We start from the raw sequence: 23,902 nt of genomic DNA, 5'->3' as shown, positions 1-23,902 counted from the left end.
GTCACTTCGTTCTTTCTACGGGTGCCGTGTGCTCAGTAGGTGAAGACGAACTCGTCGTCGGCGTCCCGGCGGGCCGGGTCGTAGGAGGCGTCCTCGGGCACGTGCTCCGCGCCGGCGCGACCGTAGCGCAGCGACAGGCCGACCATGGCCACCGCGAGCACGCCGTAGAGCAGGGTGTAGACGATCATCGAGGTCGCGACCGTGGCCGCGCTCACGCCGGGGGAGACACCGGTCTGCGTCGTCATCAGACCCATGACCAGCCAGGGCTGACGGCCCATCTCGGTGAAGATCCAGCCGAAGCTGTTGGCGAACAGCGGCATGAACAGGACCAGCGCACCGGCCCAGGCCCACCACTTGTTGCCCTCCATCCGGGTCTCGGAGTCGGCCTCGCCCTTGCGCAGCACCCAGAGGGCGGCGGCGCCGATGGCCATGCCGACGAAGCCCAGGCCCATCATGATGCGGAAGCTCCAGTAGGTCACCGGGATGATCGGACGGTAGTCCTCCATCTCGGTCAGCTGCTCGCCGGCGTAGGTGAGCTCGTAGCGCTCCTGGATGTGGTTGATGCCCTCGACGGGGCCCTCGAGGGAGCCGGTGGCCAGGTAGGAGAGCAGCTTGGGCACCTCCAGCGCCCAGATCTCCTCCTTGCCGTCCAGGGTGCCGACCGTGATGATCGAGAAGGGCGCGCCCTCGCCCTCGGGGACGTCCTCGTAGAGCGCCTCGGCGGCGGCCATCTTCATCGGCTGCACCTCGGTCATGATCTTGCCCTGCACGTCGCCGGAGATGATCACGCCGAGGCCGGCGATGACGAGGAACCACGCGCCCAGCTTGGCGCCCTTGCGGTACATCGGCTTGTCCGTCCGGGGGGTGCCGTCGCGCCACAGGTGCCAGATCGCGAAGGCCAGCACGAACGCGCCACCGGTCATCAGGGCGGCGGTCATCACGTGCGGGAAGGCGACCAGCTGCACCTTGTTGGTGAGGACGGCCACGAAGTCGGTGAGCTCGGCGCGGCCGCTCTCGGGGTTGAGGGTGTAGCCGACCGGGTTCTGCATGAAGGAGTTGGCGGCCAGGATGAAGTAGGCCGACAGCGCGGTCCCGATGTGCACCAACCAGATCGCGGCCAGGTGCAGCTTCTCCGGGATCCGGCCCCAGCCGAAGATCCACAGGCCCAGGAAGGTCGACTCCAGGAAGAAGGCGAGCAGGGCCTCGATCGCCAGCGGCGCACCGAAGATGTCGCCGACGAAGCGGGAGTAGTCCGACCAGTTCATCCCGAACTGGAACTCCTGCACGATGCCGGTGACCAGGCCGAGGATGAAGTTGATGGTGAAGAGCTTGCCGAAGAACTTGGTCAGGCGCAGCCACTGCGGGTTGCGGGTGCGCATCCACTGGGTCTGCATGATCGCCACGAGGAGGCTGAGCCCGATGGTGATCGGCACGAAGAAGAAGTGGTAGACGGTGGTGATGCCGAACTGCCACCGTGCAAGGTCGACTGCGTCCATGACTCTCCTTGGACTCTGCCTGTGGGTTACTACGCTACGTCGTCAAACCTAGCCCATGCTCCCGCAAACCCCGAGCCGGTCAAGTCCTTTGTGACGGAACAGACATCGGCACCCGAGAAGGGCAGGTCAGAGCCCCTGGACGAAGAGCAGGGACACCAGCATCCACGGCGTCGCCAGCGCCCCGAGAGCGAGGAGCAGGAGCGTGGTGCGCAGCCCCATACCCGGCTCCGGGGCCGCGATCGCCTGGAGGCGTTCGGTCACCTGGTGCCCTGCGGACAGGCTCACGGGGTATGGGGTGGTGCCGGGGGCGGAGGTGGCCTCCGCCGGCGTCGCGGGCCGGGTGCCCTCGGCCATGGTCACCAGCGCGTGCGCCAGGTCCCGGGGGGCCGCGCCACCGGTGGTCGTGGCGGCACGGTCGGCGAGGATCTCCGCCAGGAGACCGACCTCGCGCAGGGCGCCGGGGGCGCGCAGGGGGCCGGGGACGGACTCGTGCAGGACGGTGAACAGCTCGAGCAGCAGGTCGTGGCGCTGGCGCAGGTGGGCGTGCTCGTGGGCCAGCACGGCGTCGAGCTGGGCGTCGTCGAGCTGGTCGACCGCGCCCTGGCTCAGGACGATCCGGTCGCGGCGGCCGGGCAGGCAGTAGGCCGCCGGGCTGGCGTGCGCCACGACGGCGATCCGCCCGCCCCGGCCGTCACTGCGGTCGCCCACCAGGTCGATGAGCTCGCGCTGGCGGGCGCGCATCCGGCGCAGGTCGGTGCCGATGCGGTGCCCGGACAGCAGCAGGCGCAGGAGCATGAGGCCGGAGACGACGAGGGCCGCCGCGAGCAGCCGGGGCCGGTCGGCGCCGAAGGTCAGGGCCGCGACCGGGGCGGCGAGCAGCGCGCAGACGACTCCGGTCAGGCTCACCGCCTGCCACAGCGCCAGCGCCTCGCCCGGCGCGCGCCGCAGCGCGGTCCACCGGGTCAGGAGGCGGGGGAGCAGGAGGGTGTGCACCAGCGCGCCGCCGATGAGGGCGGCGGTGACCAGTGCGGGGGTCACGGGGTCAGGCGTGGCGGCGCTCGACCTCGGCGAGGGCGGCCCGCAGGTCGTCGAGCTCGGCCGGGCTCGCGTCGTCGAGGAAGTGCAGCATCGCCAGCTTGCGGTCGGCGTTGACGCTGTCGAGGGTCGAGCGCAGCGCGGTCGCGGCCAGCTCGGCGCGGCTGGAGGCCGCGGTGTAGCGCCAGGCCCGCCCGTCCCGCGCGCGGGTGGCGATGCCCTTCTTGGCCAGACGGTCCAGGACCGTCATGACGGTCGTGTAGGCCAGCTCCTTGTGACCCCCCTGGGCCATCTCGTCCATGACGTCGCGGACGGAGAGCTGCGGACCGCGGGACCAGAGGGCGTCCATCACGGTCCGTTCGAGGTCGCCGAGGGCGGTGGAACGTACACGCATGGCGGGGAGTCTACGCCCGCCTGTCGTAGACGGCCCAATTTTCGTCACGGTCCATGCCCAAAATGAGCCTTGAGGACGAGACCCCCCAACCGGCGCCGTCTGCCCCATACCCCGCCCTCCGTCCCACGCCCACGTCCCACGCACCCTGCCCCACATAGGCTGGCCCCATGCGCGTCCTCGTCACCGGCGGTGCCGGCTACATCGGGTCCCACACCGTGCTGGCGCTCCTGGCTGCCGGGCACGACGTGGTGATCGTCGACGACTTCAGCAACTCGCGGCCCGCCGTCGTGGGGCGCCTCGAGGAGATCGCCGGTCGCGCGATCCCGGTCCACGCCTTCGACGTCGCGGACGAGGAGCGGCTCGAGGGGGTCTTCACCGACCCCGCCGCACCGATCGACGCCGTCATCCACTTCGCGGCGTTCAAGGCGGTGGGTGAGTCGGTGGCCAGGCCGCTGGACTACTACCGCAACAACCTCGGCGCGACGATCCAGCTGGTCACCACCATGCTGCGCCACGGCGTCCACCGCCTGGTCTTCTCCTCCTCGGCGACCGTGTACGGCGACGACGCCCCGGTGCCGATGACCGAGGACCTGCCCACCTCGGCGACCAATCCCTACGGCTGGACCAAGGTGATGAACGAGCAGATCCTCACCGATGCGGTCGTGGCCGAGCCCGCGCTGAGGGTCGCGCTGCTGCGCTACTTCAACCCGGTCGGCGCGCACCCCTCGGGCCGGATCGGGGAGGACCCCTCCGACGTCCCCAACAACCTCATGCCCTACATCGCCCAGGTCGCCGTCGGCCGCCGGGAGAAGCTGTCGGTCTTCGGCGACGACTACGACACCGTCGACGGCACGGGCGTGCGCGACTACATCCACGTGGAGGACCTCGCCGCCGGCCACCTCGCCGCGCTGGAGTGGATCTCCACCCACGACCGCGCGCTGTCGGTCTGGAACCTCGGGACGGGCCGCGGCACCTCGGTGCTGGAGCTGGTCCGCGCCTTCGAGCGGGCCAGCGGCCGCCCGATCCCCTACGAGATCGTCGCGCGTCGCCCCGGCGACATCGCCTCCTCCTACGCCGACCCCACCCGGGCCGAGCAGGAGCTGGGCTGGCGCGCCACCCGCACCGTCGAGGACATGTGCGCCGACTCCTGGCGGTGGCAGTCCGCCAACCCCGAGGGCTACCCCGCTTGATCCCGGCAGGCGCTGCGGCGCCATCCCGCCTGTCCCCGGCTCAAGCGCTCCTCTCGACCCGCTTCCCGTCGTGCAGCTCGATCACCTGGTCCGCCCGCCCCATGAGCACCGGGTCGTGGGTGGAGACGATCGAGGCGATCCCCTGGCTGTGCGTCAGGTCCACCAGCAGATCCATGATCGTCGCGGCCGTCTCCGAGTCCAGCTGACCGGTCGGCTCGTCGGCGATGAGGATGTCCGGCCGCGACACCAGCGCCCGCGCGATCCCGACCCGCTGCTGCTGCCCGCCGGAGAGCTCGTACGGCCGTTGCTTCGCGTGCCGCCCCAGCCCCACCAGCTCGAGCACCTCCTCGACCCGACGACCCCGGTCGGCGGCGGACGTCCGTTTCAGCCGCAGCGGCACCTCCACGTTCTCCGCGGCTGAGAGCACCGGCACCAGCCCGAAGCTCTGGAAGACGTAGCCGATCCGTTCCCGGCGCACCCGCAGCACGTCGCGCTCGGGCAGCTCGGACAGCACCCGCCCGTCGTCGAGCACGACCTGCCCGGACGTGGGCCGGTCGAGGCCGCCCAGGAGGTTCAGCAGGGTCGTCTTGCCGGACCCCGAAGGGCCACGCACGACGGTGAGCCGCCCGGCCGGCACCTCCAGGCTCACGCCGTCCAGCGCGTGCACCTCGGTGGCTCCGCTGCCGAAGGTCCGGCGCAGCTCGCGCGCGGTCAGCACGACCTCGCCCGTCGCCTTCTGCGCGCCGTCGACGACCTCCTGCGGGTATGCGGTCCGCTCGCTCATCGCTGCTCCTCACCCTGGTCCGTGGCCGGCCCGGTCTCGTCGAGTGCCCCGTGCTCCTCGTCGTCGGCCCACACCCCGACGTGGTCGGTCTCCTTCGACAGCCGCACGCGGTCACGCAGGCCGAAGTCGGCGACGTGGTCCTTGGGCAGCTGGATGCGGCCGGCGCGGTCGATGACGGTGTACTCCCGGGCCACGACGCGCTCCACGCCGTCGGGGCCGACGACCTTCTGGCGCAGCACCTCGGTGGAGGTCCGGCCGTCGCGGATCTGGACGGTGCGGCGGACGTGGTCGGAGACGGTGGGGTCGTGGGTGACGACCAGGACCGTGGTGCCCAGCTCCTCGGCGGCCTGCCGCATAGCCTCGAGGACCTGCTCGGAGTTCGCGTCGTCGAGCTCGCCGGTGGGCTCGTCGGCCAGGAGGACGGAGGGGGAGTTGGCCAGGGCGGTGGCGATCGCGACCCGCTGCTGCTGGCCGCCGGAGAGCTGGGCCGGCTTGCGGTCGGCGCAGTCGCCGACGCCCAGCAGGTCGAGCAGCTCGACGACGCGGGCGCCGCGCTCCTTGCGGTTGCTGATGACCATCGGCAGGGCGACGTTGTCGGCGGCGGTCAGGAAGGGCAGCAGGTTGCGGGAGGTCTGCTGCCAGACGAAGCCGACGACGTGCCGCTGGTAGTCCACGCGCTGGGCCCGGTTCATGGTCAGCAGGTCGACCCCGGCGACCCGGGCCCGCCCACCAGTGGGCCGGTCCAGGCCGGACAGGATCCCCAGGAGGGTGGACTTGCCGGACCCGGAGGCGCCGACGAGGGCGACGACGTCGCCGGGGTCGACGACGAGGTTGAGCCCCTGGAGGGCCTGCACCTCGACCCCCTCGGTGGAGTAAATCCGGACCAGGTCCTCGCACCAGATGTCCGGGCCGCCGTGCTCACGCTCGACGCCGAGGGATCCCGTGGCGCGGGTTCCCGCGCTCGGGGAGTCTCCCGCGCGCACCTCGGCGCGGCTGGATGGGGTGGTGGGTGTGGTGGTCATCGTTCCTCCCCGACGCGCAGCGCCTGCGCGAGGTTGGCGCGCCCGGCGGACCAGGCGCTGACGGTGATGGCGAGCAGGACAGTGAGGATGACGGCACCCAGGACGGCGCCGATGACGAGGGGGTCGAGGTGCAGGTCGGGCTGCACCTCGCCGCCGGTGAGGCCGCGCAGGTCGAGGGCCTTGACCAGCACCCAGGGGACGGCGGCCCCGAGCACCGCGCCGACGAGCATCGCGGTGGCCAGCATCGGGGCCAGCTCCCAGCCGGTCAGCGCCCGGGTCTGGCCGGGCGCGAGGCCGAGCGTGCGCAGCACCGAGAGCAGCTGCATCCGGGCCCGGCTGCCCATGAGCTGCACCACGACGATGGCGAGCACGGTCAGCAGGCCGGTCAGGACCGTCGCGGCCACGAAGGCCGTCGTCAGCCCCCGCGTCACCGCGGAGGTGCGGAAGTCGGACAGCTCCTGGTCCACGGTGGTCACCACCGACGAGCCCAGCAGCTCGGAGACCGCGTCGGCCACCTCGCCGCGGTCCGCACCGGGCGTCGTGGAGATGAGCGCCTGCCGGGCCAGGGGAACCTCGCGACCGGCGGCCTCCCACGCCGCCCGGTCGACCACCGCCCAGGCGATCGGCGTCCGGACGCCGGGCAGGTCCGTGAGGTACTCCACCACCTCCACCGGCGCGTTCACCCCCCGCAGCGTGGCCGGCCCCTTGGTGGGCGGGGTGTCGCCGCCGACGGAGAGGCGGATCGTGGTGGGGTCGGCGTACAGGCTGGGGGAGGGCGCCTCGACGCGCGGTCCGAGCACCTGGGCCAGCTCGCTGTCGGCGATGAGGATCCGCACCTGGGTCTGCTCCTCGCCCTGGACGAGCTGGACGGGGTTGCCCGCCTCCCGGACCCGGGCGACCGCCGCGACGCCGGGAAGCTCGGAGATCTGGGCCACCGTCTCGTCGTCGATCACGGGTCCGCCGGCGGAGATGTCGGCGCCGTTGGACGTCCAGGCGGCGTCCTCGGCGCCCTGCGTGATCGTGGTGAGCAAGATCGCGCTGATCAGCGCGACGGAGGTGCCCAGGATCACGGCCAGCGCCGGCACCAGCCCGCCCGCCGGGTCCCGCAGGGCCCGCGCCGCGCCCAGGAAGGGCGTCAGCCCCCGACCTCCGCGCAGCATTCGGGTCAGCGCCGCCAGCGGCAGCGGGTAGAGCCGCAGCGCGATCACGCACGCCGCCAGGGCCAGGAGCAGCGGGGTGGCCGCGGCGAGCAGGTCGATCCCGCTCTCGCCGGCGTCGTCCCCCCGGGCGTCCCGGTCGAGCAGCCGCCACGTGGCCAGCCCGGCCAGCGCGACGACGGCCAGCTCCCCGACCCAGCGCCAGCGACCGCCGGCGCGGGAGGACAGGTCGCTGCGCCGCTGGAGCAGCGAGGCATCGTCCAGGGAGAGCGCCAGGGCGACCGCCGGGGCCAGCGCGACCAGGAGCGTGATCAGCCACTCCCACCACCGGCTCGTGCCGGGCCAGACCAGGCGCGCGAGCGCGTGCCCGGCCAGGGCGGCCGGCACGCCGAGCGCCAGCCCTTCGAGCGCGACCAGCCCCCGCACCTGCTGCGGGCTGGCGCCGCGGGCCAGGGTCATCGCCAGCGCCGGGCGACGGCGGTGCACGACCAGCCGCGCGGCCAGGGCCATCACTGCGAGCGCCACCCCGAGCGGGCCGGCCCCGACGACCGCCAGGAGCGAGGCGGTGGCCCGCTGCTGCCGCACCGTGTTGTCGAGGGTGCTGGTCAGGTCGCTGCTGAAGGCGGGGACCTGGTCGCCCTCGATCGAGCCGAGCATCGGGTCGCCCTTGGCGACCACGATGTGCTGCTGGCCGATCATCCCGGTCAGCTGCGCCCGCACGACGGAGGGGTCGACGCGGTCCTCGACCAGGGGCCGGGGGTCGACGGGATACCAGAGCTCCATCCGCACCGAGGTCGGGCCGAGCATCACGCCGCGGCTCTGCGGGCTGAGGAAGAGCGCGATCTGCGCCGCCTCGCCCCGGTTGACGTCGACCAGGACACCCATCGAGACGCTGTTGTCGATGTGCGCCCACCGCGGGTCCTCGGGGTCCTTGGGCTCGTAGATCCCGGAGATGAACAGGTTCGGTCCCAGCTGCTCCCCGACCTCCCAGCGGGCCTCGTCCATCGACTCCCGCAGCACGAGCACGCCCAGCCCGGTCGGCGCGGCGTCCTCCTCCGACGTCCCGGGCTCGGGGCCGACGGGCACGCCGAACTCGTCGGTCGTCGGGTAGATCAGGTCCGGCGAGGGCCATTCGCCCTCGACGAGGTCGACGTGCTCGGCCAGGTCGGGGTCGGCGACCGGGGTGATGCGGGCCTCGAAGTAGGGCGACCCCTCACCCGGGGTGGCGGCCATCACCTGGGTCACCCGGGCGGTCATCTGCGGCTCCAGAAGCATTGAGCGCAGCGGCTCGGGCTGCGCCGCGCGGATGCGCTCGGCGCCCTCCCGGAAGGGGGCCCACGGGTCTGCGCTGTCGGCGCTGTCAGCGCCCTGGTCCTGGGTCTGGGCGGGGGCAGGCCCTTGCTCGCCGGCCGGATACTCGGCGGTCGTGCCCCACCCGCCGGTCACGTCCCGCGCCACAGGGGACAGTGCGGCCACGTCGGAGGTGAGCTGCCGCCCGTTCACGTCCTCCAGGGCGCGGGGGGCCGCGGTGAGGAGGAAGGAGACGGCGGCCACGAGCAGAGCCAGGGCAGTACTCACCCACGGGTCCGCGACGAACTGGCGCCACGCCATACCCGCTCGGGTATGTGGTCGCGCGCCTCGGGCGCGGGTGTCCCGCCCGCCTGCGCGGTGTCGTCCGCTCACCGGATCTCCTCCCGGTAGTCGCCGTCCAGTGCCTGGGCGCGGACCCGGGCCGCCTGGACGAGCACGACGGCGAGGATGCACAGGGCTCCGACGCCGAGCAGCAGCGCCCACGGGCCGGGCTCGAGGACCAGGTGCGCCGGCAGGGAGACCTGACCGCGCAGGGTCGTGGAGCTGGCCAGCTCGGGGACCACGCCGCGGCCGACCAGCCAGCCTGCCGCGAGCCCGAGCAGGACGCTGGCGAGCACGACGCCGGCCAGCTCGGTGGCGCGCGAGCGGGCCTGGGAGGACGGCGGCATGCCGAGGGCGCGCAGGACCGCGACCTCCGGGCGGCGCTGGCCCAGCAGGGTGGCGGCGACGGCGGCGATGCCGGTCACGGCCAGCAGCACGGCCCCGGCGGAGGCGACCCAGAAGACGAGACGGGCGGCGCTGGTCGCGTCGGTGATGCTCACCGAGCCCGGGCCCCGCACGGTCGCGATCCGGGGGTCGCCGGCGAGGGTCTCGACGACGTCCTGGGCTCGCCCGTCGTCCGTCGTCGCCCACAGCTCCTGGGGGTCGGGCAGGGCGCGGTCGCCCTCGGCCAGGATCCCGGCGACGGCGTCGCGGTCCACCAGGGCGGACAGCGGGGCCAGGGAGCCGGGCACGGCGGGCACGATGGCGGTCACGGTCACCGGGATCGTGGTCCCGAAGGCCCGCAGCTGGGCCGGGTCGCCCACGGAGAGGTTGGCGGCGGAGGCGGCCTGGGTGGTGAGCGCCGCAGGGATGGCTTCGGCGGCGGACCTGCCCACCTCCACCGGAGAGGAGGAAGGGTCACGGTCGAAGCGCTCCAGCCAGGAGACGCCGGGGGCCACGACGACCTTCGCGGGCAGGTTGCCGCCCGGGTCACCGGTGAGGTGCCAGGTCGCGGCGTCTGTGGTCAGCTCCGGAGGCACGAACGTGCCGGAGAAGGTGAGCACCGAGCCGTCCGGCTGCACGACCGAGTAGGGATCGTCGATGCCGTCGTTCTCCTCCTGCTTCTTCGCCACCTGCTCGGGGGTGCCGGCCTCCAGCGAGCCCCAGCCGGCGGAGGCCTCGCCGAAGAGGTCCTGCCCGGAGTCGGTGACCGCGCGCAGCCGGACGTCGAGGTGGGGGCTGACGGGCTCCCAGCGGTTGGTCGGCATCACAGGCAGGTCGAGGGTGACGCGGGTCAGGATCTGCTCGGTCTCCGGCTCGGGGAGGGTGAAGGTCAGGGTCGCGCTGCCACCACCGTCGGTGACCTCGGACTCGAGATAGCTCACGTCCGGGTCGGTCGGCGGGACCACCTGGTGACGGGGCAGGGAGATCGTGCCGCCGTCGACGCCCGAGCGCTGGGCGGTCTGCGGGTTGACGAAGGTCAGCTCGACGTCCCAGGAGAAGGGCTCGGGCGCCGGCGGAGGCGGGAGCTCCATCGTGTCCTCGGTGGTCGCGTCCCAGGAGTAGGTGTCGATGCCGAGCACGCTCAGGGACATGCTGTGCCGGGCGAGGCGACGGGCCTCGTCCTCGGGAAGGCCCTCCTCGGAGTCGCCCGGGCCGCCGTCCTGACCAGCGGTCATCTGCCGGGCCATCTCTTCGTACTGGTCCTGGATGTCCTGCAGGCTCGAGCGGGGCACCGTGACCTCGGCGTCCAGGGTCACCTCCAGGGAGGTGGTGCCGGGGGGTATGCGGATCCCCTCGCTCCCGGGTGCCTCGCCCGCGAGCTCTGCGGCCGGGATCAACGCCTGACCGTCCTCTCCGAGCTGGCGCAGCGTGGTGACGGCCTCCAGCTGGTCGAGGTCGGCCATCGTCACGGGCACGGTCAGGTCGGCGAGGGCGCCGTTGGGGTCGAGCCAGACCGGGGTGGCGCTCGCCAGGCCGTCGACCTCGGCGAAGGTCGGGGGCGGCGGGGGGACCACGCCAGGGTCCTTGACAGCGACGGGCGGGGTCAGGGTGGCCCGCACGGGGGCGCCCTCGGCGACCGAGGCCAGGTCGTCGCGCAACGTGGCCGAGGTGCCGGCGTAGAGGCCGGACAGGGTGGTCGCGCCGACGGCCAGGACGGTGAGCACGGCCGGCACGGCGTAGACGGTCAGCCGGCGCGAGACCTGCGCGGCCGCCAGGTGTCCCGGCGCGGTCCGGGTGGGGCGGGTGAGGGCTTCGACCAGGCGGGTGACCGGCCCGAGGAGCGCCATCGCCACGACCGCCGCGGCGGCGAGCAGGAGGGCCGGGGCGGCACCTGCGACGAGGTCGGTCCCCAGGGATCCGTCCTCGCGGGTGACCAGCGGCGAGCCGGAGCGGCGCAGCTGCCACCAGGCGACGCCGGCCGCACCGAGCACGAGGACGAGCGTGGCCAGGGCGGTGGCCGCCCGGGCCCGCCCGGACAGGTCGGCGGTCCCGCCCGCGGTGAGGCGGCGGACCTGCAGGACGGCGACGGCGGCGAGCACCAGGAGGATGACCACGCCGGTGACGACGGCGACGCGGACGATGGTGGGGCCCTGCGCGTCCCCGGCCGGCACGGCCTGGAGGACGCCCCACGCGACGAGGGCGCCGAGGACGCTGCCGACCAGGGTGACCAGCGCCGACTCGGCCAGGGTGGTGCCGAGCACCTGGGCGCGGGCGGCCCCGCGCGCCACGAGCAGCTGGGCCTGCGCCTCGCGGGTGGTGGCCAGGAGCCGGGCCAGCTGGACGATCGCCAGGATCGTCACCAGGGCCAGGACGGACAGCGGGATCACGCCAAGCGCGCTCGCGGTGGCCAGGTTGGTCGCGGCGGTGGCCGCGGTCGGGGCGAGGTCGCCGTCGACGGTGACGCCGCGGACGTCGACCTCGGGGGTCTTGAGGGAGTCGCGCAGGCTGGCGGCGGCGTCGGAGAGCGGGGCGAGGTCGCCGGGCTGGATGGCGGTGGCGTCCGGCTGCACGGTCCAGCGCACGAACGGGGAGTCCACGACCTGCCCGACGGCGCCTGGAGCCACCACGAGCGGCCCGCGCTCGGCGTCGTCCTTGCCCGCGGCGACCAACCGGTCGCCGAACCAGTAGGCGTCGTCCGCGTCCACCGGCCGCCACAGCCCGCTGACCACGACCGGCGTCGATCCGACCTCGATCGTGTCGCCGACCCCGACCTCCCACTCGGTCGCGGTCGCGGCGTGCAGGAGCCCCTGGACCGGGTCCGCCCCGTCGACCGGCCAGTCGCCCTCGAGGACGGTGACGCGCTCGCCGACGTCCGGGTCCTCGGGGCTCAGGGACTGGCTGCTGAGCACGACGACCCGCCCGGTGAGCGCCTCGCCGTCGAGCTTCACCGACCGGGGCTCGCTGGCCACCGTCCGCTGCACCGAGACCGGGGCCTGCCCGAAGGCCTCCTGGATCCGCTGCCGCGCCGCGGCGTCCTGGGCGGCCGGGTCCTCGGCCTGACGGGTCTGGACGCGGATGCCGGCCTCGGCCGGGGCCGCCCCCGTGATGGCCTGGCGCGCCGCGGTCGTCGCCGCAGCCCCCGAGTAGCCCACCGCCCCCGCCAGGATCGCCGTCGTGGCGGTGACCAGGGCCAACAAGGTCAGCAGGAGCCCGGTCGAGGCGCGGGCACGACGCAGCGCCCAGCCCCACCACGATGTCATGAGCGGCACCCTAAGCAGAGGACGGCGCGGTCGGCAGGGGTGCACGACAGACGTGACCAGATCGTGACCGTCCGCTCCCTCGCCATGCGGTCTAAACGCGACGGCTCCATGATCGGTTGGGTCGCTGGTCTGCGCATTCCTGAACTTCCCGACCACGACCACGACCACGAGACCTACTACTCTCCGGACGTCGGGCCGTCCGGCCCAACCGAAAACACCTCCCGCAGCGTTGAGGGACCAGACCGACCAAGGAGAGCGATGCCGCGAGGGGTGGGTGACGACTACGTCGCCTTCGTCCAGGCACGGCAGGGTGCCCTCCTGCGGTCGGCCTACCTGATCTGCGGCGACCATCACCTGGCGGAGGACCTCCTCCAGGAGGCGCTGGTCAAGCTGGCCAGCCGGTGGGAGCGGCTCCGCGACGAGGCCCCGGAGGCGTACGTGAGGAAGATCCTCTACCGCGACGCCGTCTCGCGCTGGCGCAAGGTGCGGCGCGAGACGCTGGTCGACCACGACGACCCGGTCGGGCCCCTGGGTGCGATGTCGGTGCCGGACCGCACCGCCGAGGTGCTGACCGCCGCCGACGTGGCGGCCGCGTTGGACCTGCTGCCGCCGCGGCAGCGCGCGGTGATCGTGCTGCGCTACTTCGAGGACCTGTCTGAGCGGCAGATCGCCGACGCCCTCGGCATCGCGCCGGGCACGGTCAAGAGCCAGGCCAGCGACGCCATGCGCACGTTGCGCCGCCTGATCCCGGCGGTCGACGAGCCGCCCACACACGAGGGAGGTGCGCGATGAGTCAGCAGGACCGTCACCCGGGTGCCGGGGGCGATGAGGGTATGCGGCGCGCGCTCGACCTGCTCGCGGCCCGGGTGGGGGAGCCCGACCTGGCCGCCACGACCTGGCGCCGAGGTCGACGGGTGAGACGCCAGCGGCACCTGGCCACGGCCGTCGGCGGGGTGGCCACGGTGGCCGTGGTCGCCGCGACGTGGTCGGCGCTCCTGGACCGGCCCGATGCGGCGCCAGCCGGGCGTGGCCACGACGAGCCGACCGGGGTGGTCAGCGAGCTGCCGCCGGGGCCGCCCGAGGACGAGCACAGCGTGAGGGCCCAGCGGCTCTGGGCGGGCCTGCGCGCGTCGTGCCTGGAGGCCCAGGGTCTGACGGCCTGGGTGTCGGACGACGGGGTCGGGCTGTCCGTGAGCCGCCCCGACGTCTTCGGACTGCCCGGCGTGCAGGAGTCGAAGGACCGCTGCGACGACCTGATGGTGCTGCGGCTGTCGACCGCGGACCTCGAGGGGCAGCGGGCCGAGGAGCACGAGCTCGGTCGGGTCGAGGCGTCGCGGGACGCGGCGGTGCTCGCGCGGGAGCGGGCCGAGAGCGCAGAGGCCGACGCTGGGGCGCCGAGGCCGTCGGGGGAGGAGCCGACGGTGACGCTCGTGCCCCGCCCCGAGACGGTCGAGTGGGAGCCCTTCGCCCAGATTGCGCAGGCCTACGCCCGGACGACGACCTGCCTGCGGCACAACGGCCTGCCCTGGGAGGAGCAGCCCCCCGACGAGGATCTGGCCGCCGACTTCATCCACGTCAACGGGCCGAGGGTCAGCGCGGACGAGACCTTCCTGCCGCCGTGGCATCCCTACGCCGCGGCCCTGGAGCAGGACGGCACCGTCGAGGAGGCCCTCGCGGTCTGCCCCGTCAACCGCTACCTGTCGGTCGAGCCGTCCGCACCGCCCACCATGACCGATGTCGTTCCCACCCAGCCGGGCCCCGCGCCGGTCGAGAGCACGGAGCCGCCCACCCCGGCGCCGTGACGCAGACCCTCTGACCACGGGGCCCGCCAGCTGAGCTTCTGCGCCCCGGCCCTCGTCGCACGTGTCCGGGAAAATCGGCCAGTTCAGCCATTCGCCCGGAATGTCCCGGGCACGTGCGGTGGAGCGCGGAGGGGCTCCACCGCATACCCCTCAGGGCTTGTCGCGGTTGTCCACGATCCGGCGCGCCTTGCCGACGGACCGCTCGATCCCGCCCTCGGCCAGCACCACTACCTGGGCGGAGGTGCCGATCCGCGACTTGATCTGGTGCGAGAGCTCCTTGGCGATCGCGTCGCGGCGGGCCTGGTCCAGACCGGGCGTGCCCTCGACGTTGACCGTGAGCTGGTCCATGCGGCCGGGGCGGGTCAGGATGCACTGGAAGTGGGGGGTCAGCCCGTCGGTCTTGAGCACGATCTCCTCGATCTGGGTCGGGAAGACGTTGACGCCGCGCACGATCATCAGGTCGTCCGAGCGCCCGGTGATCTTCGCGAGGCGGCGGAAGCTGGGCCGGGCGGTGCCGGGCAGGAGACGGGTCAGGTCGCGGGTGCGGTAGCGCAGCACCGGCATCGCCTCGCGGGTCATCGCGGTGAGCACCAGCTCGCCCTCCTCACCGTCGGGCAGCGGCTCCTCGGTGATCGGGTCGATGATCTCGGGATAGAAGTGGTCCTCCCACAGCGTCAGCCCGTCCTTGGTCTCGACGCACTCCTGGGCGACGCCGGGACCCATCATCTCCGACAGCCCGAAGATGTCGGTGGCGTGCATCTGGCAGGTCGCCTCGATCTCCTCGCGCATCGCCTGCGTCCACGGCTCGGCCCCGAAGACGCCGATCTTGAGGGAGGTCTCGGAGGGGTCCATGCCCAGCTCCTTGACGTGGTCGACCATCGCCAGGAAGTAGGACGGCGTCACCATGATCACGTCGGGGCGGAAGTCGTGGATGAGCTGGATCTGCTTCTCGGTCTGGCCGCCGCTCATCGGGACGACGGTGCAGCCCAACCGCTCTGCCCCATAGTGGGCGCCCAGCCCGCCGGTGAACAGGCCGTAGCCGTAGGCCACGTGCACCATGTCGCCCGGCTGCGTCCCCGCCGCCCGCAGCGACCGCGCGACCAGCCCGGCCCACATGTCGATGTCGCCCTGGGTGTAGCCCACCACCGTCGGGCGGCCCGTCGTGCCCGAGCTCGCGTGGACGCGCACGCACTGCTCCCGCGGGACGGCGAACATCCCGAACGGGTAGTTGTCCCGCAGGTCCGCCTTGGTCGTGAACGGCAGCAGCCGGATGTCCTCGAGGCCCTTGATGTCGTCGGGGTGGACCCCGCGCTCCTCGAGCTGGCGCCGGTAGTGCGGCACGTTGTCATAGCTGCGTCGCACCGCGCTCTGGAGCCGGGTGAGCTGCTCGCTGCGCATCTGGTCGACGGACCACTTCTCGGCGTCGTCGTACAGGTCCGGTCGCGGCGTGATCGTCGGCAGTGACACGGCGCACCTCTTCCTCGCGGGCTTCTGGGTCCGAGCCTAGTTCTGCCCGTCGCCTCCGTGCCCGCACCCCATCCGCTCTGGTATGCGGTCGCTCACCGTCGACGAGCGGTCACCTCGCCCAGCCGTGCGACGAACCCAGGGTTGTGCGGCGAACTCCGGTTTGTCGGCATGGATCTCGCCGCATAACCCTGGGTTCATCCGGCGGGGGCCGGGTAGGAGGCGCCGGGGGCGGGGCAGTGGTGCGGGAGGGAGCGGCTGCGGCCGCGGAACTCCGCGATCACGACGCCGTCGGACTCCCGGGTGACGGTGATGTCGGTGATGCCGCTACGCCCATAGGTCACCCGCTCCCGGGCATCGGCCAGCAGCACGTCGCCCAGCTTGGCCGAGGTCAAGAAGCTGATGTCGCACCCGGAGGCCACGGTGAGCGTGCCCGAGGCGTTGCAGGCCAGCGCGAAGGTCGAGTCGGCGAAAGTGAAGATGTATCCGCCGTGCATGATGTCGTGCCCGTTGACCATCGTCTCCACGACCGGCATCCGGGTGCGCGCCCAGCCCAGCCCGGTCTCGGGGTCGAGGCCGAAGTCGAGCGCCTCGATGCCCAGCGCCGCCGACGCCTTGTCGTCCGCCCACATGGTGCGCACGTGGGTGAGGTCGGGTGCGGCGGGCGGGGTGGTCGACGGCTCGCTCATGAGTCCTTCTCCTCGGTATGCGGCGTGCCGGCGGCGGTGGTGGTGTCGCCTCCGTCCGTGCTGGGGGAGGCGGGCGCGGTGGGACGCGGGTCGTGGTCGTCGAGGGCCGGGCTGGGGCGGTAGCGGCCGCCGGGGTAGGCGGCGTCGAGCTCGGCCAGCTGGGCCTTGACGGTGTCGGCCCCGATCTCGGCCAGCCACTCGAACGGGCCCTTGGGGTAGTTGGTGCCCAGCCGCATCGCGGTGTCCACGTCCTCGCGCGTGGCCTCGCCGCGGGCGACGAGGTCGACGCCCTCGTTGACCAGCATCGCCAGGGTGCGGGCCACGGGGTCGGTGCGGACGGGACCGCCGACGAGCTGCTCGGCGCGGGCCTCGTCGGGGACGGCGTCGACGGGCGCTCCCGACTCGTCGTAGCGGAAGACGCCCTGGCCGCTCTTGCGGCCCAGCCGACCGGCGCGGACCAGCTCGCGCTGGTAGTCGGTGGGCTCGTAGCGCGGGTCCTCCTCGGTCTGGTGCCAGACGCTCTCGCCGACGGCGAGGTTGACGTCCTGGCCGATGAGGTCGGTCAGCTCCATCGGGCCCATCCGGAAGCCGGCCCCGCGCAGGGCGAGGTCGATGGTGGCCGGCTCGGCCAGCCCCTCGGCGACCATCCGCTGCGCCTCGCCGTAGAAGGGCCGCGCCACCCGGTTGACGATGAAGCCGGGCGTCGAGGTGCAGCGCACCGGGGTCTTGCCCCAGCGGCGCATGAGCTCGCTCGCGTCGTCGAGGACGTCGGGGTCGGAGTGCTCGCCGGTGATGACCTCGACCAGCTTCATCAGCGGCGGGGGGTTGAAGAAGTGGAGGCCGATGACGCGGCCGGGATACTCCATCGCGGGGGAGAAGCCGCCCCGCATGGCCGCGTCGTGGCCGGTGCGCGCCTCGGAGACGATGCCGTCGATCGACAGGCTCGAGGTGTTGGTGGCCAGCACGGTGGTCGGCGACTGGGCGGCCTCCAGCTGGCGGAAGATCGTGCGCTTGACGTCGATGTGCTCCACCACGGCCTCGATGACCAGCCCGACGGGCGGGATGGTCGTCATGTCCGAGGTGGTGTGGGTGGTGATCCGGTCCAGGGCCGCGTCCGCCTCGCCCTGGGTGATCTTCTCCTTGGCCACGAGCCTGGCGAAGGTCTCGCCGAGCTTCTCCTTGGCACGGTCGGCGGCGCCGGGCTGGCTGTCGACCAGGATGACCGGATGCCCGGCCTGGGCCGCGACCTGGGCGATGCCGCCGCCCATCGCCCCCGCACCGATGACGGCCACGGTCAGGCCGGCCGGGTTGGGGCCGTCCTCGGAGGCCTCGGCGGCGGGATAGCCGGACGCCGGCTTGCCCAGCGACGGGTCCGTGGCCGGGTCGGGCGCGGTGCCGACGGCGCTGGCGAGCGGGCTGGCAGTGATCCGGGAATCGCTCATGGGCCAACCTTTGCACGGCCCACCGACGACGGGCGAGCGGGGAGGTGGAGAGAGCCGAGACGGGAGACGGGAGACTCGGAAAGGTGATGGACACGGCATACCTCGCCCTGAGAGGCTCGCGGACCGTGGGACATGTCGACCTCAACCAGATCTCCTTCTTCCTGCCGGACGGGCGTCCGCTGCTGGACGAGGTGAGCTTCCGGGTCGGCGAGGGGGCCAAGGTCGCGCTGATCGGCCCCAACGGGACCGGCAAGACGACGCTGCTGCGGATCATCGCCGGCGATCTCGATGCGCACGGCGGGGCCGTCACGCGGACGGGCGGGCTGGGCGTGATGCGGCAGTTCATCGGCAGTGTGCGTGACGACTCCACCGTGCGCGACCTGCTCGTGTCGGTCGCCCCGGAGCGCATCGTCACCGCGGCCCGCGCCCTGGACGCCGCCGAGCTGGCGATCATGGAGATCGACGACGAGCCGAGCCAGATGGCCTACGCGCAGGCGCTCGCGGACTGGGGCGACGTCGGGGGTTATGAGCAGGAGACCCGTTGGGACGAGGTGACCACGGCCGCGCTCGGCGTGCCCTTCGAGCAGGCCCAGTGGCGCAAGGTCGCCACCCTCTCCGGCGGCGAGCAGAAGCGGGTGGTGCTCGAGGCGCTGCTGCGCGGCCCGGACGAGGTGCTGCTGCTCGACGAGCCGGACAACTATCTCGACGTGCCCGGCAAGCGCTGGCTCGAGGCGCAGCTGCAGGAGACACCCAAGACGGTGCTGCAGATCAGCCACGACCGGGAGCTGCTCAGCCAGGCCGCGACCCGCGTCGTCACCCTCGAGCCGGGTGCCGCGGGCGCCAGCGCGTGGACGCACCCGGGCAGCTTCGCGACCTGGCACCAGGCCCGCGAGGAGCGCAACGCACGCCTCGAGGAGGCGCTCAAGCGTTGGGACGACGAGCACGCCAAGCTGCGCAAGCTCATGCTGATGTACAAGCAGAAGGCCGCCTACAACTCCGACATGGCGGCGCGCTACCAGGCCGCCCAGACCCGGCTGCGCCGCTTCGAGGAGGCGGGTCCGCCGGAGAAGATCGCCCGCGAGCAGCAGGTCACGATGCGCCTGACGGGCGGGCGCACGGCCAAGCGCGCGGTCGTCTGCGAGGGCCTGGAGCTGCTCGCGCCCGGGGGTGAGGGAGACCCGCTCATGCGGCCCTTCGACCTGGAGGTCTGGTATGGGGAACGCGTCGCCGTCCTCGGGTCCAACGGGTCGGGCAAGTCGCACTTCCTCCGGCTGCTGGCCGCCGGAGGGAGCGACCCCGACGTCGAGCACCAGCCGGTGGGCGAGGTGCGACCGCCGGCGGTGCCGCATACCGGATCGGCACGGTTGGGGTCACGGGTGCGGCCGGGCTGGTTCGCGCAGACCCACGAAGGGCACGGCTTCGCCGGGCGGACGCTGCTGGAGATCCTGCACCGGGGCGACGAGCACCGACGCGGGCGGACGCGGGACGAGGCCTCCCGGGTGCTGGACCGCTACGAGCTGGCGCGGCAGGCCGAGCAGACCTTCGAGACGCTCTCGGGCGGGCAGCAGGCGAGGTTCCAGATCCTCATGCTCGAGCTGTCCGGCGCGACGCTGCTGCTGCTCGACGAGCCCACCGACAACCTCGACCTGGACTCGGCCGAGGCGCTGGAGGAGGGGCTGAAGAGGTTCGAGGGGACGGTGGTCGCGGTGACCCACGACCGGTGGTTCGCGCGCGGGTTCGACCGGTTCCTGGTGTTCGGCGCCGACGGTGAGGTCTACGAGTCGGACGAGCCGGTGTGGGACGAGACGCGGGTGCGGCGCCGCCGCTGACCTCCGGTCGGGACCGGTCGCCGGTCGGGACCAGCCGCCGGTCGGGACCAGTCTGGGTCGCGGGTCGCCGGTCGCCGGTCAGTGCTGGGGCGGGGGCGGCGGCACGTGCGGGTCGCCGCCCGAGGGTGCGGGGTCGTCCTCGACCGGGTGACCGGCCACCGACCCGCCCTGGCTGCCCAGGATGGTCTGGCCGTTGCCGAAGCTCTCGGCGTCGCCGGTCCGCTCGACCTCGAGCTTGACGTCGGCCGCCAGGGCGCCGACCGCGGCCACGGCGGCGAGCACGGGGGCGGCGAACATCGCGAGCGCACCACCGGCCACGCCCCAGGTCAGCGGGAAGGCCAGCAGCTCCTTGCCCTCCTGGTCGCGGATGACGACGCGCTTGGCGTCGGCGTCCTTGGCCAGCTCCTTGACCTTCTCGACCAGATCGTGCCCGGCGACCTCGATCTGCTGCGTGAACGTCTTGTCCGACATGTCGTCCTCCCCTGGATCGACGATGGGTGGATGCCTCTGCGGCACCTCCAGCATAGGCACGCCGGGACGGTGTCGCGCGGCGGTGGCCCGATGGTCTAGATTCGCCCCACGTGAGTGCCCAGGCCCCTTCCGCAGTCGTCCTGATCCGCGCGCAGCGGTTCACGCCCAACCCCGCGACGGCGGCGGACAACACCTTTCAGACCGATGCCCCTGCCGGCCGGTCCCACGACGACATCTCTGCCCAGGCGCTGCGCGAGATGGACGCCCTGGCCGACGCGCTGCGCTCGGTCGGCGTGACGGTGCACTCCTTCGAGGACGAGGACCACACCCGTCCCGACAGCGTCTTCCCCAACAACTGGCTCTCCACGCACGCCGGCGGGTATGTGGCGGTCTACCCCATGTATGCCTCCAACCGCCGCCACGAGCGCCGCGCCGACGTCCTGGAGCTGCTCAAGTCGCGCTACCGCGTGCAGACGATCGTGGACTACTCCGGCTTCGAGCCCGACGGGATCTTCCTCGAGGGCACCGGCGCGATGGTCCTCGACCACGTCTCCAGGGTCGCGTATGCGGCACGCAGCCACCGGATGGACTCGCACGTCCTGGAGCGCTTCTGCTCCGACTTCGGCTACGAGCCCATGGTCTTCGACGCGGTCGACTCCAGCGAGGTGCCGGTCTACCACACCAACGTCATCGCCTGCGTGGGCACCGACGTGGCGCTCTTCGCGCTCGGGATGATCCCCGACGCCCAGCGGCGGGAGGAGGTCCGAGAGCGGCTGTCGGTCAACGGCCGCCGGGTGATCGAGCTGAGCGAGGAGCAGGTGCGCGAGTTCGCCGGCAACGCCGTCGAGCTGTGCGGCCGGACCCCCGAGGGACGGCGGCGCTACGTGATGGCCATGTCCGGGCGGGCCCGGCGCAGCCTCACCGACGAGCAGGTCGCGCTCATCGAGGAGTCCTGCGAGATCCTGGCCGTCGACATCCCCACGATCGAGCTGGCGGGCGGGTCGGTGCGCTGCATGATCGCCGGCGTCCACCTCGACCGTCGTCCCTCCACCGAGCCCGAGTTCTCGGCAGCGGTCGAGGCGATCGACGAGCATCCGCATACCTCGGACGGCCGTGACCTCGAGGAGCACGACGAGCAGGACCGCCTCGAGCACGACCAGCGCTGACCACCACGCGCACCACCCCCAGCACGACCAGCGCTGACGCGGCCCGGGGAGAGATGGTCGGTGGCCGTCGTTAGGCTGGCGCCATGTCCGAGACCGCACCGACGCACCCGTTCCTGGAGTCCCACCGCGAGACCCTGGACGCGGCCACCACGGCGCTGCGCGAGCGCAGCTACTACAGCCGCTATCCGGAGTCGCCGAGCCCCCGGGTCTACGGCGAGACCGCGCCGCAGGACGGGCAGGCCGCCCACGAGGCGGTCCTCAACAAGGCCTTCGACGCCCTCGCCGACCAGCCGACCACCGGCGCGGCCGTCGGCTCCGAGGTCAGCCCCTACGGCCCGACCCTGGGCGTGACCTACCCGCAGCTCGACGTCGACGCCGCCGTCGAGGCCGCGCAGGCCGCGATCCCGGCCTGGCGCGATGCCGGTGCCGAGGTCCGCGCCGGCGTCCTGACCGAGGTCGTCGAGCGCATCAACAAGCGCTCGCACGAGATGGCCCACGCGGTCATGCACACCAGCGGCCAGCCCTTCGTGATGTCCTTCCAGGCCGGCGGCCCGCACGCCCAGGACCGCGCGCTGGAGGCGATCGTCGTCGCGCTCGAGGAGCAGCGCCGCATCCCCGCCTCGGTCACCTGGGAGAAGCCGGCCAAGGGCGACCCGATCCGGATGCAGAAGGACTACCGCATCGTCCCCCGCGGCGTCGCGCTGGTCATCGGCTGCAACACCTTCCCGACGTGGAACGCCTATCCCGGCATCTTCGCCAGCCTCGCCACCGGCAACCCGGTCATCGTCAAGCCCCACCCGCGCGCGGTGCTGCCCCTGGCGCTGACGGTCGCCATCGCCCGGGACGTCTTCGCCGAGGCCGGCTTCGACAAGGCCCTCATCCAGCTCGCGGCCGAGGACGACGGCGGCACCGTGGCCAGGGACCTCGCCCTCCACCCCGGCATCAAGATCATCGACTACACCGGCGGCCCCGGCTTCGGGCACTGGCTCGAGACCGAGGCGGCCAACGCCGGCAAGCTCGTCTACACCGAGAAGGCCGGGCTCAACACCGTCGTCGTCGACTCCACCGACGACCTGCGCGGCATGCTGGGCAACCTCGCCTTCTCCTTCTCCCTCTACTCGGGCCAGATGTGCACCGCCCCGCAGAATGTCTACGTCCCCGCCACCGGCGTCGACACCGACCAGGGGCACCTGTCCGCGGAGGACTTCGCCGGCAAGCTCGGCGAGGCGATCACGAAGTTCAACGCCGACGACGCCCGCGCCGTGGAGATCCTCGGCGCCACGGTCAACGACGACGTCCGCGGCCGCGCGACCGACATCCCGGCCCTGGCATCGCAGCTCGGCGGCGACGTCGTGCTCGACTCCCGCGCCGTGACCCACCCCAGCTATCCCGACGCCGTGGTCCGCACGCCCGCCCTGATCTCGGTCGACGCCGGCAACGGGCGGGCCTACACCCAGGAGTGCTTCGGCCCGGTCGCCTTCGTCATCCAGACCCAGGACACCGCGGAGTCCCTGCGCCGTCTCACCGAGACCGTCCAGGAGCACGGAGCCATGACCGCCGCGGTCTACTCCACCGACGAGGAGGTGCTGGAGGCGACCCGCGAGGCTGCCGCCGACGCCGGCGTGGCGCTCTCGGAGAACCTCACCGGCCAGATCTTCGTCAACCAGACCGCAGCCTTCTCCGACTTCCACGGCACCGGGGCCAACCCGGCGGCCAACGCGGCTTACGCCGACGCGGCCTTCGTGGCGGGACGCTTCCGGGTGATCACCTCCCGCCGGCACGTCTGAGCAACGGCTCTTCCCGGTATGCAGCCTCTCCAGTCCGCGGACGACTCACGTCCGGGGTGGGTCGAGGTCGCGCCCGGCGTGGCTGCACTGACCGGCCTGGACCTGCTGCCGCCCGACGAGGCCGCGGCGATCGCGGTCGTGGCCGAGCTGGTGGAGGCGGCCTTCGCCGAGGGTCACCACCGGGTCGAGGCGGAGATCGCGGCCGACGACGTCCCGACCCGCCGGGTCCTGCAGCGCGCCGCGCTGCGGCCCGAGGGGATCGCGCGAGGGCGGGGCCGGGCCATCTCGGCCACAGTAGCGCGGGAAGGTGACGGGCGCCCCATACCCCTCGACCTGCGACGTTTCGCCCGGCTGGCCGACGACCCGGAGCCGGGGACCCGGCCGGCCTTCATCGGCATGCTCGATGCCACGCTGCCGCTCAAGCGGCTCATCGTGCAAGGGCTGGTGCGTGACGGGCGGGGCAGGTTCGCCCTGTGCGAGCTGGTCTACAAGAAGGAGTGGGACCTGGTCGGAGGTGTGGCCGACCCCGCCGAGTCGCCGGTGGAGTCCTTGGCGCGGGAGATCCGGGAGGAGTGGGGCCTGGAGCTGCCGGTCGGCGATCTGGTCGCGGTCAACTGGCTGCCGCCCTACCGGCAGTGGCGTGACGCGCTGCTGCTGGTCTTCGACCTGGGGACCCATCCGGACCTGCTGGAACACCTCACGCTGCAGCGCAGCGAGCTCGCCGCGGTCCACTGGGTGACGCTGGAGGAGGCCGCCGAGCGGGTTGCTCCCTACGTCCACCGGCTGCTCACGACCCTGCACGAGCACGACCTCACGAGCCTGCCCCGACCCCTCTTCTGCGAGGACGGAGTGGCCCGGATCCCCTAGGCGAAGCGGACAAGTGAACTCCCCGGTCACC

18 protein-coding genes are annotated in these 23,902 nt (G+C 72.9%); 7 read left to right on the top strand and 11 right to left on the bottom strand.

Annotated features, from left to right (window positions below):
• Positions 1-32: 32 nt before the first annotated feature.
• The 3 genes from ACTMMA_RS04145 to ACTMMA_RS04135 form a co-directional block, all read right to left on the bottom strand.
• Positions 33-1,496, bottom strand: a complete 1,464-nt coding sequence (locus ACTMMA_RS04145; protein ID WP_441188831.1) for a cytochrome ubiquinol oxidase subunit I — start codon at positions 1,494-1,496, stop codon at positions 33-35.
• A 126-nt stretch (positions 1,497-1,622) separates the two neighbouring features.
• A complete protein-coding gene (locus ACTMMA_RS04140; RefSeq protein ID WP_441188830.1) occupies positions 1,623-2,534 on the bottom strand; it encodes a M56 family metallopeptidase in 912 nt (303 codons plus the stop codon).
• Positions 2,535-2,538: 4 nt separating this feature from the next.
• Positions 2,539-2,925 (bottom strand): BlaI/MecI/CopY family transcriptional regulator, encoded by a 387-nt coding sequence (locus tag ACTMMA_RS04135; protein WP_441188829.1) that lies wholly within the window; start codon positions 2,923-2,925, stop codon positions 2,539-2,541.
• A 167-nt stretch (positions 2,926-3,092) separates the two neighbouring features.
• Between ACTMMA_RS04135 and galE the strand changes: the two genes are divergently transcribed.
• Positions 3,093-4,115, top strand: coding sequence for a UDP-glucose 4-epimerase GalE (gene galE / locus ACTMMA_RS04130; RefSeq protein ID WP_441188828.1), 1,023 nt, complete (start codon positions 3,093-3,095; stop codon positions 4,113-4,115).
• A gap of 40 nt (positions 4,116-4,155) precedes the next feature.
• On the opposite strand, the gene ACTMMA_RS04125 is transcribed toward galE, so the two are convergent.
• The 4 genes from ACTMMA_RS04125 to ACTMMA_RS04110 all read right to left on the bottom strand — a co-directional run bounded on the left by ACTMMA_RS04125 (position 4,156) and on the right by ACTMMA_RS04110 (position 12,354).
• Positions 4,156-4,899, bottom strand: coding sequence for an ABC transporter ATP-binding protein (locus tag ACTMMA_RS04125; RefSeq protein ID WP_441188827.1), 744 nt, complete (start codon positions 4,897-4,899; stop codon positions 4,156-4,158).
• The gene (locus tag ACTMMA_RS04120; RefSeq protein WP_441188826.1) at positions 4,896-5,921 is read right to left on the bottom strand and encodes an ABC transporter ATP-binding protein; all 1,026 of its coding nucleotides are present in this window, start codon (positions 5,919-5,921) and stop codon (positions 4,896-4,898) included. The genes ACTMMA_RS04125 and ACTMMA_RS04120 overlap by 4 nt, the downstream gene beginning before the upstream one ends.
• Entirely contained in the window at positions 5,918-8,689 is a 2,772-nt protein-coding gene (locus ACTMMA_RS04115; protein ID WP_441188825.1) for an ABC transporter permease, read from the bottom strand. The genes ACTMMA_RS04120 and ACTMMA_RS04115 overlap by 4 nt, the downstream gene beginning before the upstream one ends.
• 68 nt (positions 8,690-8,757) lie before the next feature.
• Positions 8,758-12,354 (bottom strand): FtsX-like permease family protein, encoded by a 3,597-nt coding sequence (locus ACTMMA_RS04110; RefSeq protein WP_441188824.1) that lies wholly within the window; start codon positions 12,352-12,354, stop codon positions 8,758-8,760.
• Positions 12,355-12,612: 258 nt separating this feature from the next.
• On the opposite strand from ACTMMA_RS04110, the gene ACTMMA_RS04105 reads away from it, so the two are divergent.
• Positions 12,613-13,146: a SigE family RNA polymerase sigma factor gene (locus tag ACTMMA_RS04105; RefSeq protein ID WP_441188823.1), complete on the top strand. Its 534-nt coding sequence runs from the start codon at positions 12,613-12,615 to the stop codon at positions 13,144-13,146.
• Positions 13,143-14,156, top strand: coding sequence for a hypothetical protein (locus ACTMMA_RS04100; protein ID WP_441188822.1), 1,014 nt, complete (start codon positions 13,143-13,145; stop codon positions 14,154-14,156). The genes ACTMMA_RS04105 and ACTMMA_RS04100 overlap by 4 nt, the downstream gene beginning before the upstream one ends.
• Before the next feature lie 150 nt (positions 14,157-14,306).
• On the opposite strand, the gene paaK is transcribed toward ACTMMA_RS04100, so the two are convergent.
• From paaK to ACTMMA_RS04085, 3 genes are all read right to left on the bottom strand, one after another.
• Positions 14,307-15,623, bottom strand: coding sequence for a phenylacetate--CoA ligase PaaK (gene paaK / locus ACTMMA_RS04095; protein WP_441188821.1), 1,317 nt, complete (start codon positions 15,621-15,623; stop codon positions 14,307-14,309).
• 194 nt (positions 15,624-15,817) lie between these two features.
• Complete coding sequence (locus ACTMMA_RS04090; RefSeq protein WP_441188820.1) at positions 15,818-16,309, bottom strand: hotdog fold thioesterase; 492 nt, start codon at positions 16,307-16,309, stop codon at positions 15,818-15,820.
• Positions 16,306-17,751 carry a 3-hydroxyacyl-CoA dehydrogenase NAD-binding domain-containing protein gene (locus tag ACTMMA_RS04085; RefSeq protein WP_441188819.1) on the bottom strand — a complete coding sequence of 482 codons (1,446 nt, stop codon included), beginning with the start codon at positions 17,749-17,751 and terminating at the stop codon, positions 16,306-16,308. The genes ACTMMA_RS04090 and ACTMMA_RS04085 overlap by 4 nt, the downstream gene beginning before the upstream one ends.
• A gap of 125 nt (positions 17,752-17,876) precedes the next feature.
• On the opposite strand from ACTMMA_RS04085, the gene ACTMMA_RS04080 reads away from it, so the two are divergent.
• Positions 17,877-19,580, top strand: coding sequence for an ABC-F family ATP-binding cassette domain-containing protein (locus ACTMMA_RS04080; RefSeq protein ID WP_441189083.1), 1,704 nt, complete (start codon positions 17,877-17,879; stop codon positions 19,578-19,580).
• A 78-nt stretch (positions 19,581-19,658) separates the two neighbouring features.
• Here ACTMMA_RS04080 and ACTMMA_RS04075 read toward each other — a convergent pair whose 3' ends face one another.
• A complete protein-coding gene (locus ACTMMA_RS04075; RefSeq protein WP_441189082.1) occupies positions 19,659-20,105 on the bottom strand; it encodes a DUF4342 domain-containing protein in 447 nt (148 codons plus the stop codon).
• A gap of 56 nt (positions 20,106-20,161) precedes the next feature.
• Here ACTMMA_RS04075 and ctlX point away from each other — a divergent pair, with 56 nt between their 5' ends.
• The 3 genes from ctlX to ACTMMA_RS04060 all read left to right on the top strand — a co-directional run bounded on the left by ctlX (position 20,162) and on the right by ACTMMA_RS04060 (position 23,871).
• Complete coding sequence (gene ctlX, locus ACTMMA_RS04070) at positions 20,162-21,217, top strand: citrulline utilization hydrolase CtlX (protein ID WP_441188818.1); 1,056 nt, start codon at positions 20,162-20,164, stop codon at positions 21,215-21,217.
• An 83-nt stretch (positions 21,218-21,300) separates the two neighbouring features.
• Complete coding sequence (paaN, locus tag ACTMMA_RS04065) at positions 21,301-23,004, top strand: phenylacetic acid degradation protein PaaN (RefSeq protein WP_441188817.1); 1,704 nt, start codon at positions 21,301-21,303, stop codon at positions 23,002-23,004.
• Between the two features lie 18 nt (positions 23,005-23,022).
• The gene (locus tag ACTMMA_RS04060) at positions 23,023-23,871 is read left to right on the top strand and encodes an NUDIX hydrolase (RefSeq protein ID WP_441188816.1); all 849 of its coding nucleotides are present in this window, start codon (positions 23,023-23,025) and stop codon (positions 23,869-23,871) included.
• The last annotated feature ends 31 nt before the right edge of the window (positions 23,872-23,902 follow it).

Source organism: Ornithinimicrobium panacihumi, assembly GCF_052073805.1.
Lineage (GTDB): Bacteria > Actinomycetota > Actinomycetes > Actinomycetales > Dermatophilaceae > Ornithinicoccus > Ornithinicoccus panacihumi.
The sequence above is the reverse complement of the archived record's forward strand: the minus strand, read 5'-3'. Positions and strand labels throughout refer to the sequence as shown.

Coding starts and splice junctions, on each gene's coding strand:
- ACTMMA_RS04145 (WP_441188831.1), bottom strand. CDS start 1,496: ATGGACGCAGTCGACCTTGCACGGTGGCAGTTCGGCATCACCACCGTC.
- ACTMMA_RS04135 (WP_441188829.1), bottom strand. CDS start 2,925: ATGCGTGTACGTTCCACCGCCCTCGGCGACCTCGAACGGACCGTGATG.
- galE (WP_441188828.1), top strand. CDS start 3,093: ATGCGCGTCCTCGTCACCGGCGGTGCCGGCTACATCGGGTCCCACACC.
- ACTMMA_RS04125 (WP_441188827.1), bottom strand. CDS start 4,899: ATGAGCGAGCGGACCGCATACCCGCAGGAGGTCGTCGACGGCGCGCAG.
- ACTMMA_RS04120 (WP_441188826.1), bottom strand. CDS start 5,921: ATGACCACCACACCCACCACCCCATCCAGCCGCGCCGAGGTGCGCGCG.
- ACTMMA_RS04115 (WP_441188825.1), bottom strand. CDS start 8,689: ATGGCGTGGCGCCAGTTCGTCGCGGACCCGTGGGTGAGTACTGCCCTG.
- ACTMMA_RS04110 (WP_441188824.1), bottom strand. CDS start 12,354: ATGACATCGTGGTGGGGCTGGGCGCTGCGTCGTGCCCGCGCCTCGACC.
- ACTMMA_RS04105 (WP_441188823.1), top strand. CDS start 12,613: ATGCCGCGAGGGGTGGGTGACGACTACGTCGCCTTCGTCCAGGCACGG.
- ACTMMA_RS04100 (WP_441188822.1), top strand. CDS start 13,143: ATGAGTCAGCAGGACCGTCACCCGGGTGCCGGGGGCGATGAGGGTATG.
- ACTMMA_RS04090 (WP_441188820.1), bottom strand. CDS start 16,309: ATGAGCGAGCCGTCGACCACCCCGCCCGCCGCACCCGACCTCACCCAC.
- ACTMMA_RS04085 (WP_441188819.1), bottom strand. CDS start 17,751: ATGAGCGATTCCCGGATCACTGCCAGCCCGCTCGCCAGCGCCGTCGGC.
- ACTMMA_RS04075 (WP_441189082.1), bottom strand. CDS start 20,105: ATGCTGGAGGTGCCGCAGAGGCATCCACCCATCGTCGATCCAGGGGAG.
- paaN (WP_441188817.1), top strand. CDS start 21,301: ATGTCCGAGACCGCACCGACGCACCCGTTCCTGGAGTCCCACCGCGAG.
- ACTMMA_RS04060 (WP_441188816.1), top strand. CDS start 23,023: ATGCAGCCTCTCCAGTCCGCGGACGACTCACGTCCGGGGTGGGTCGAG.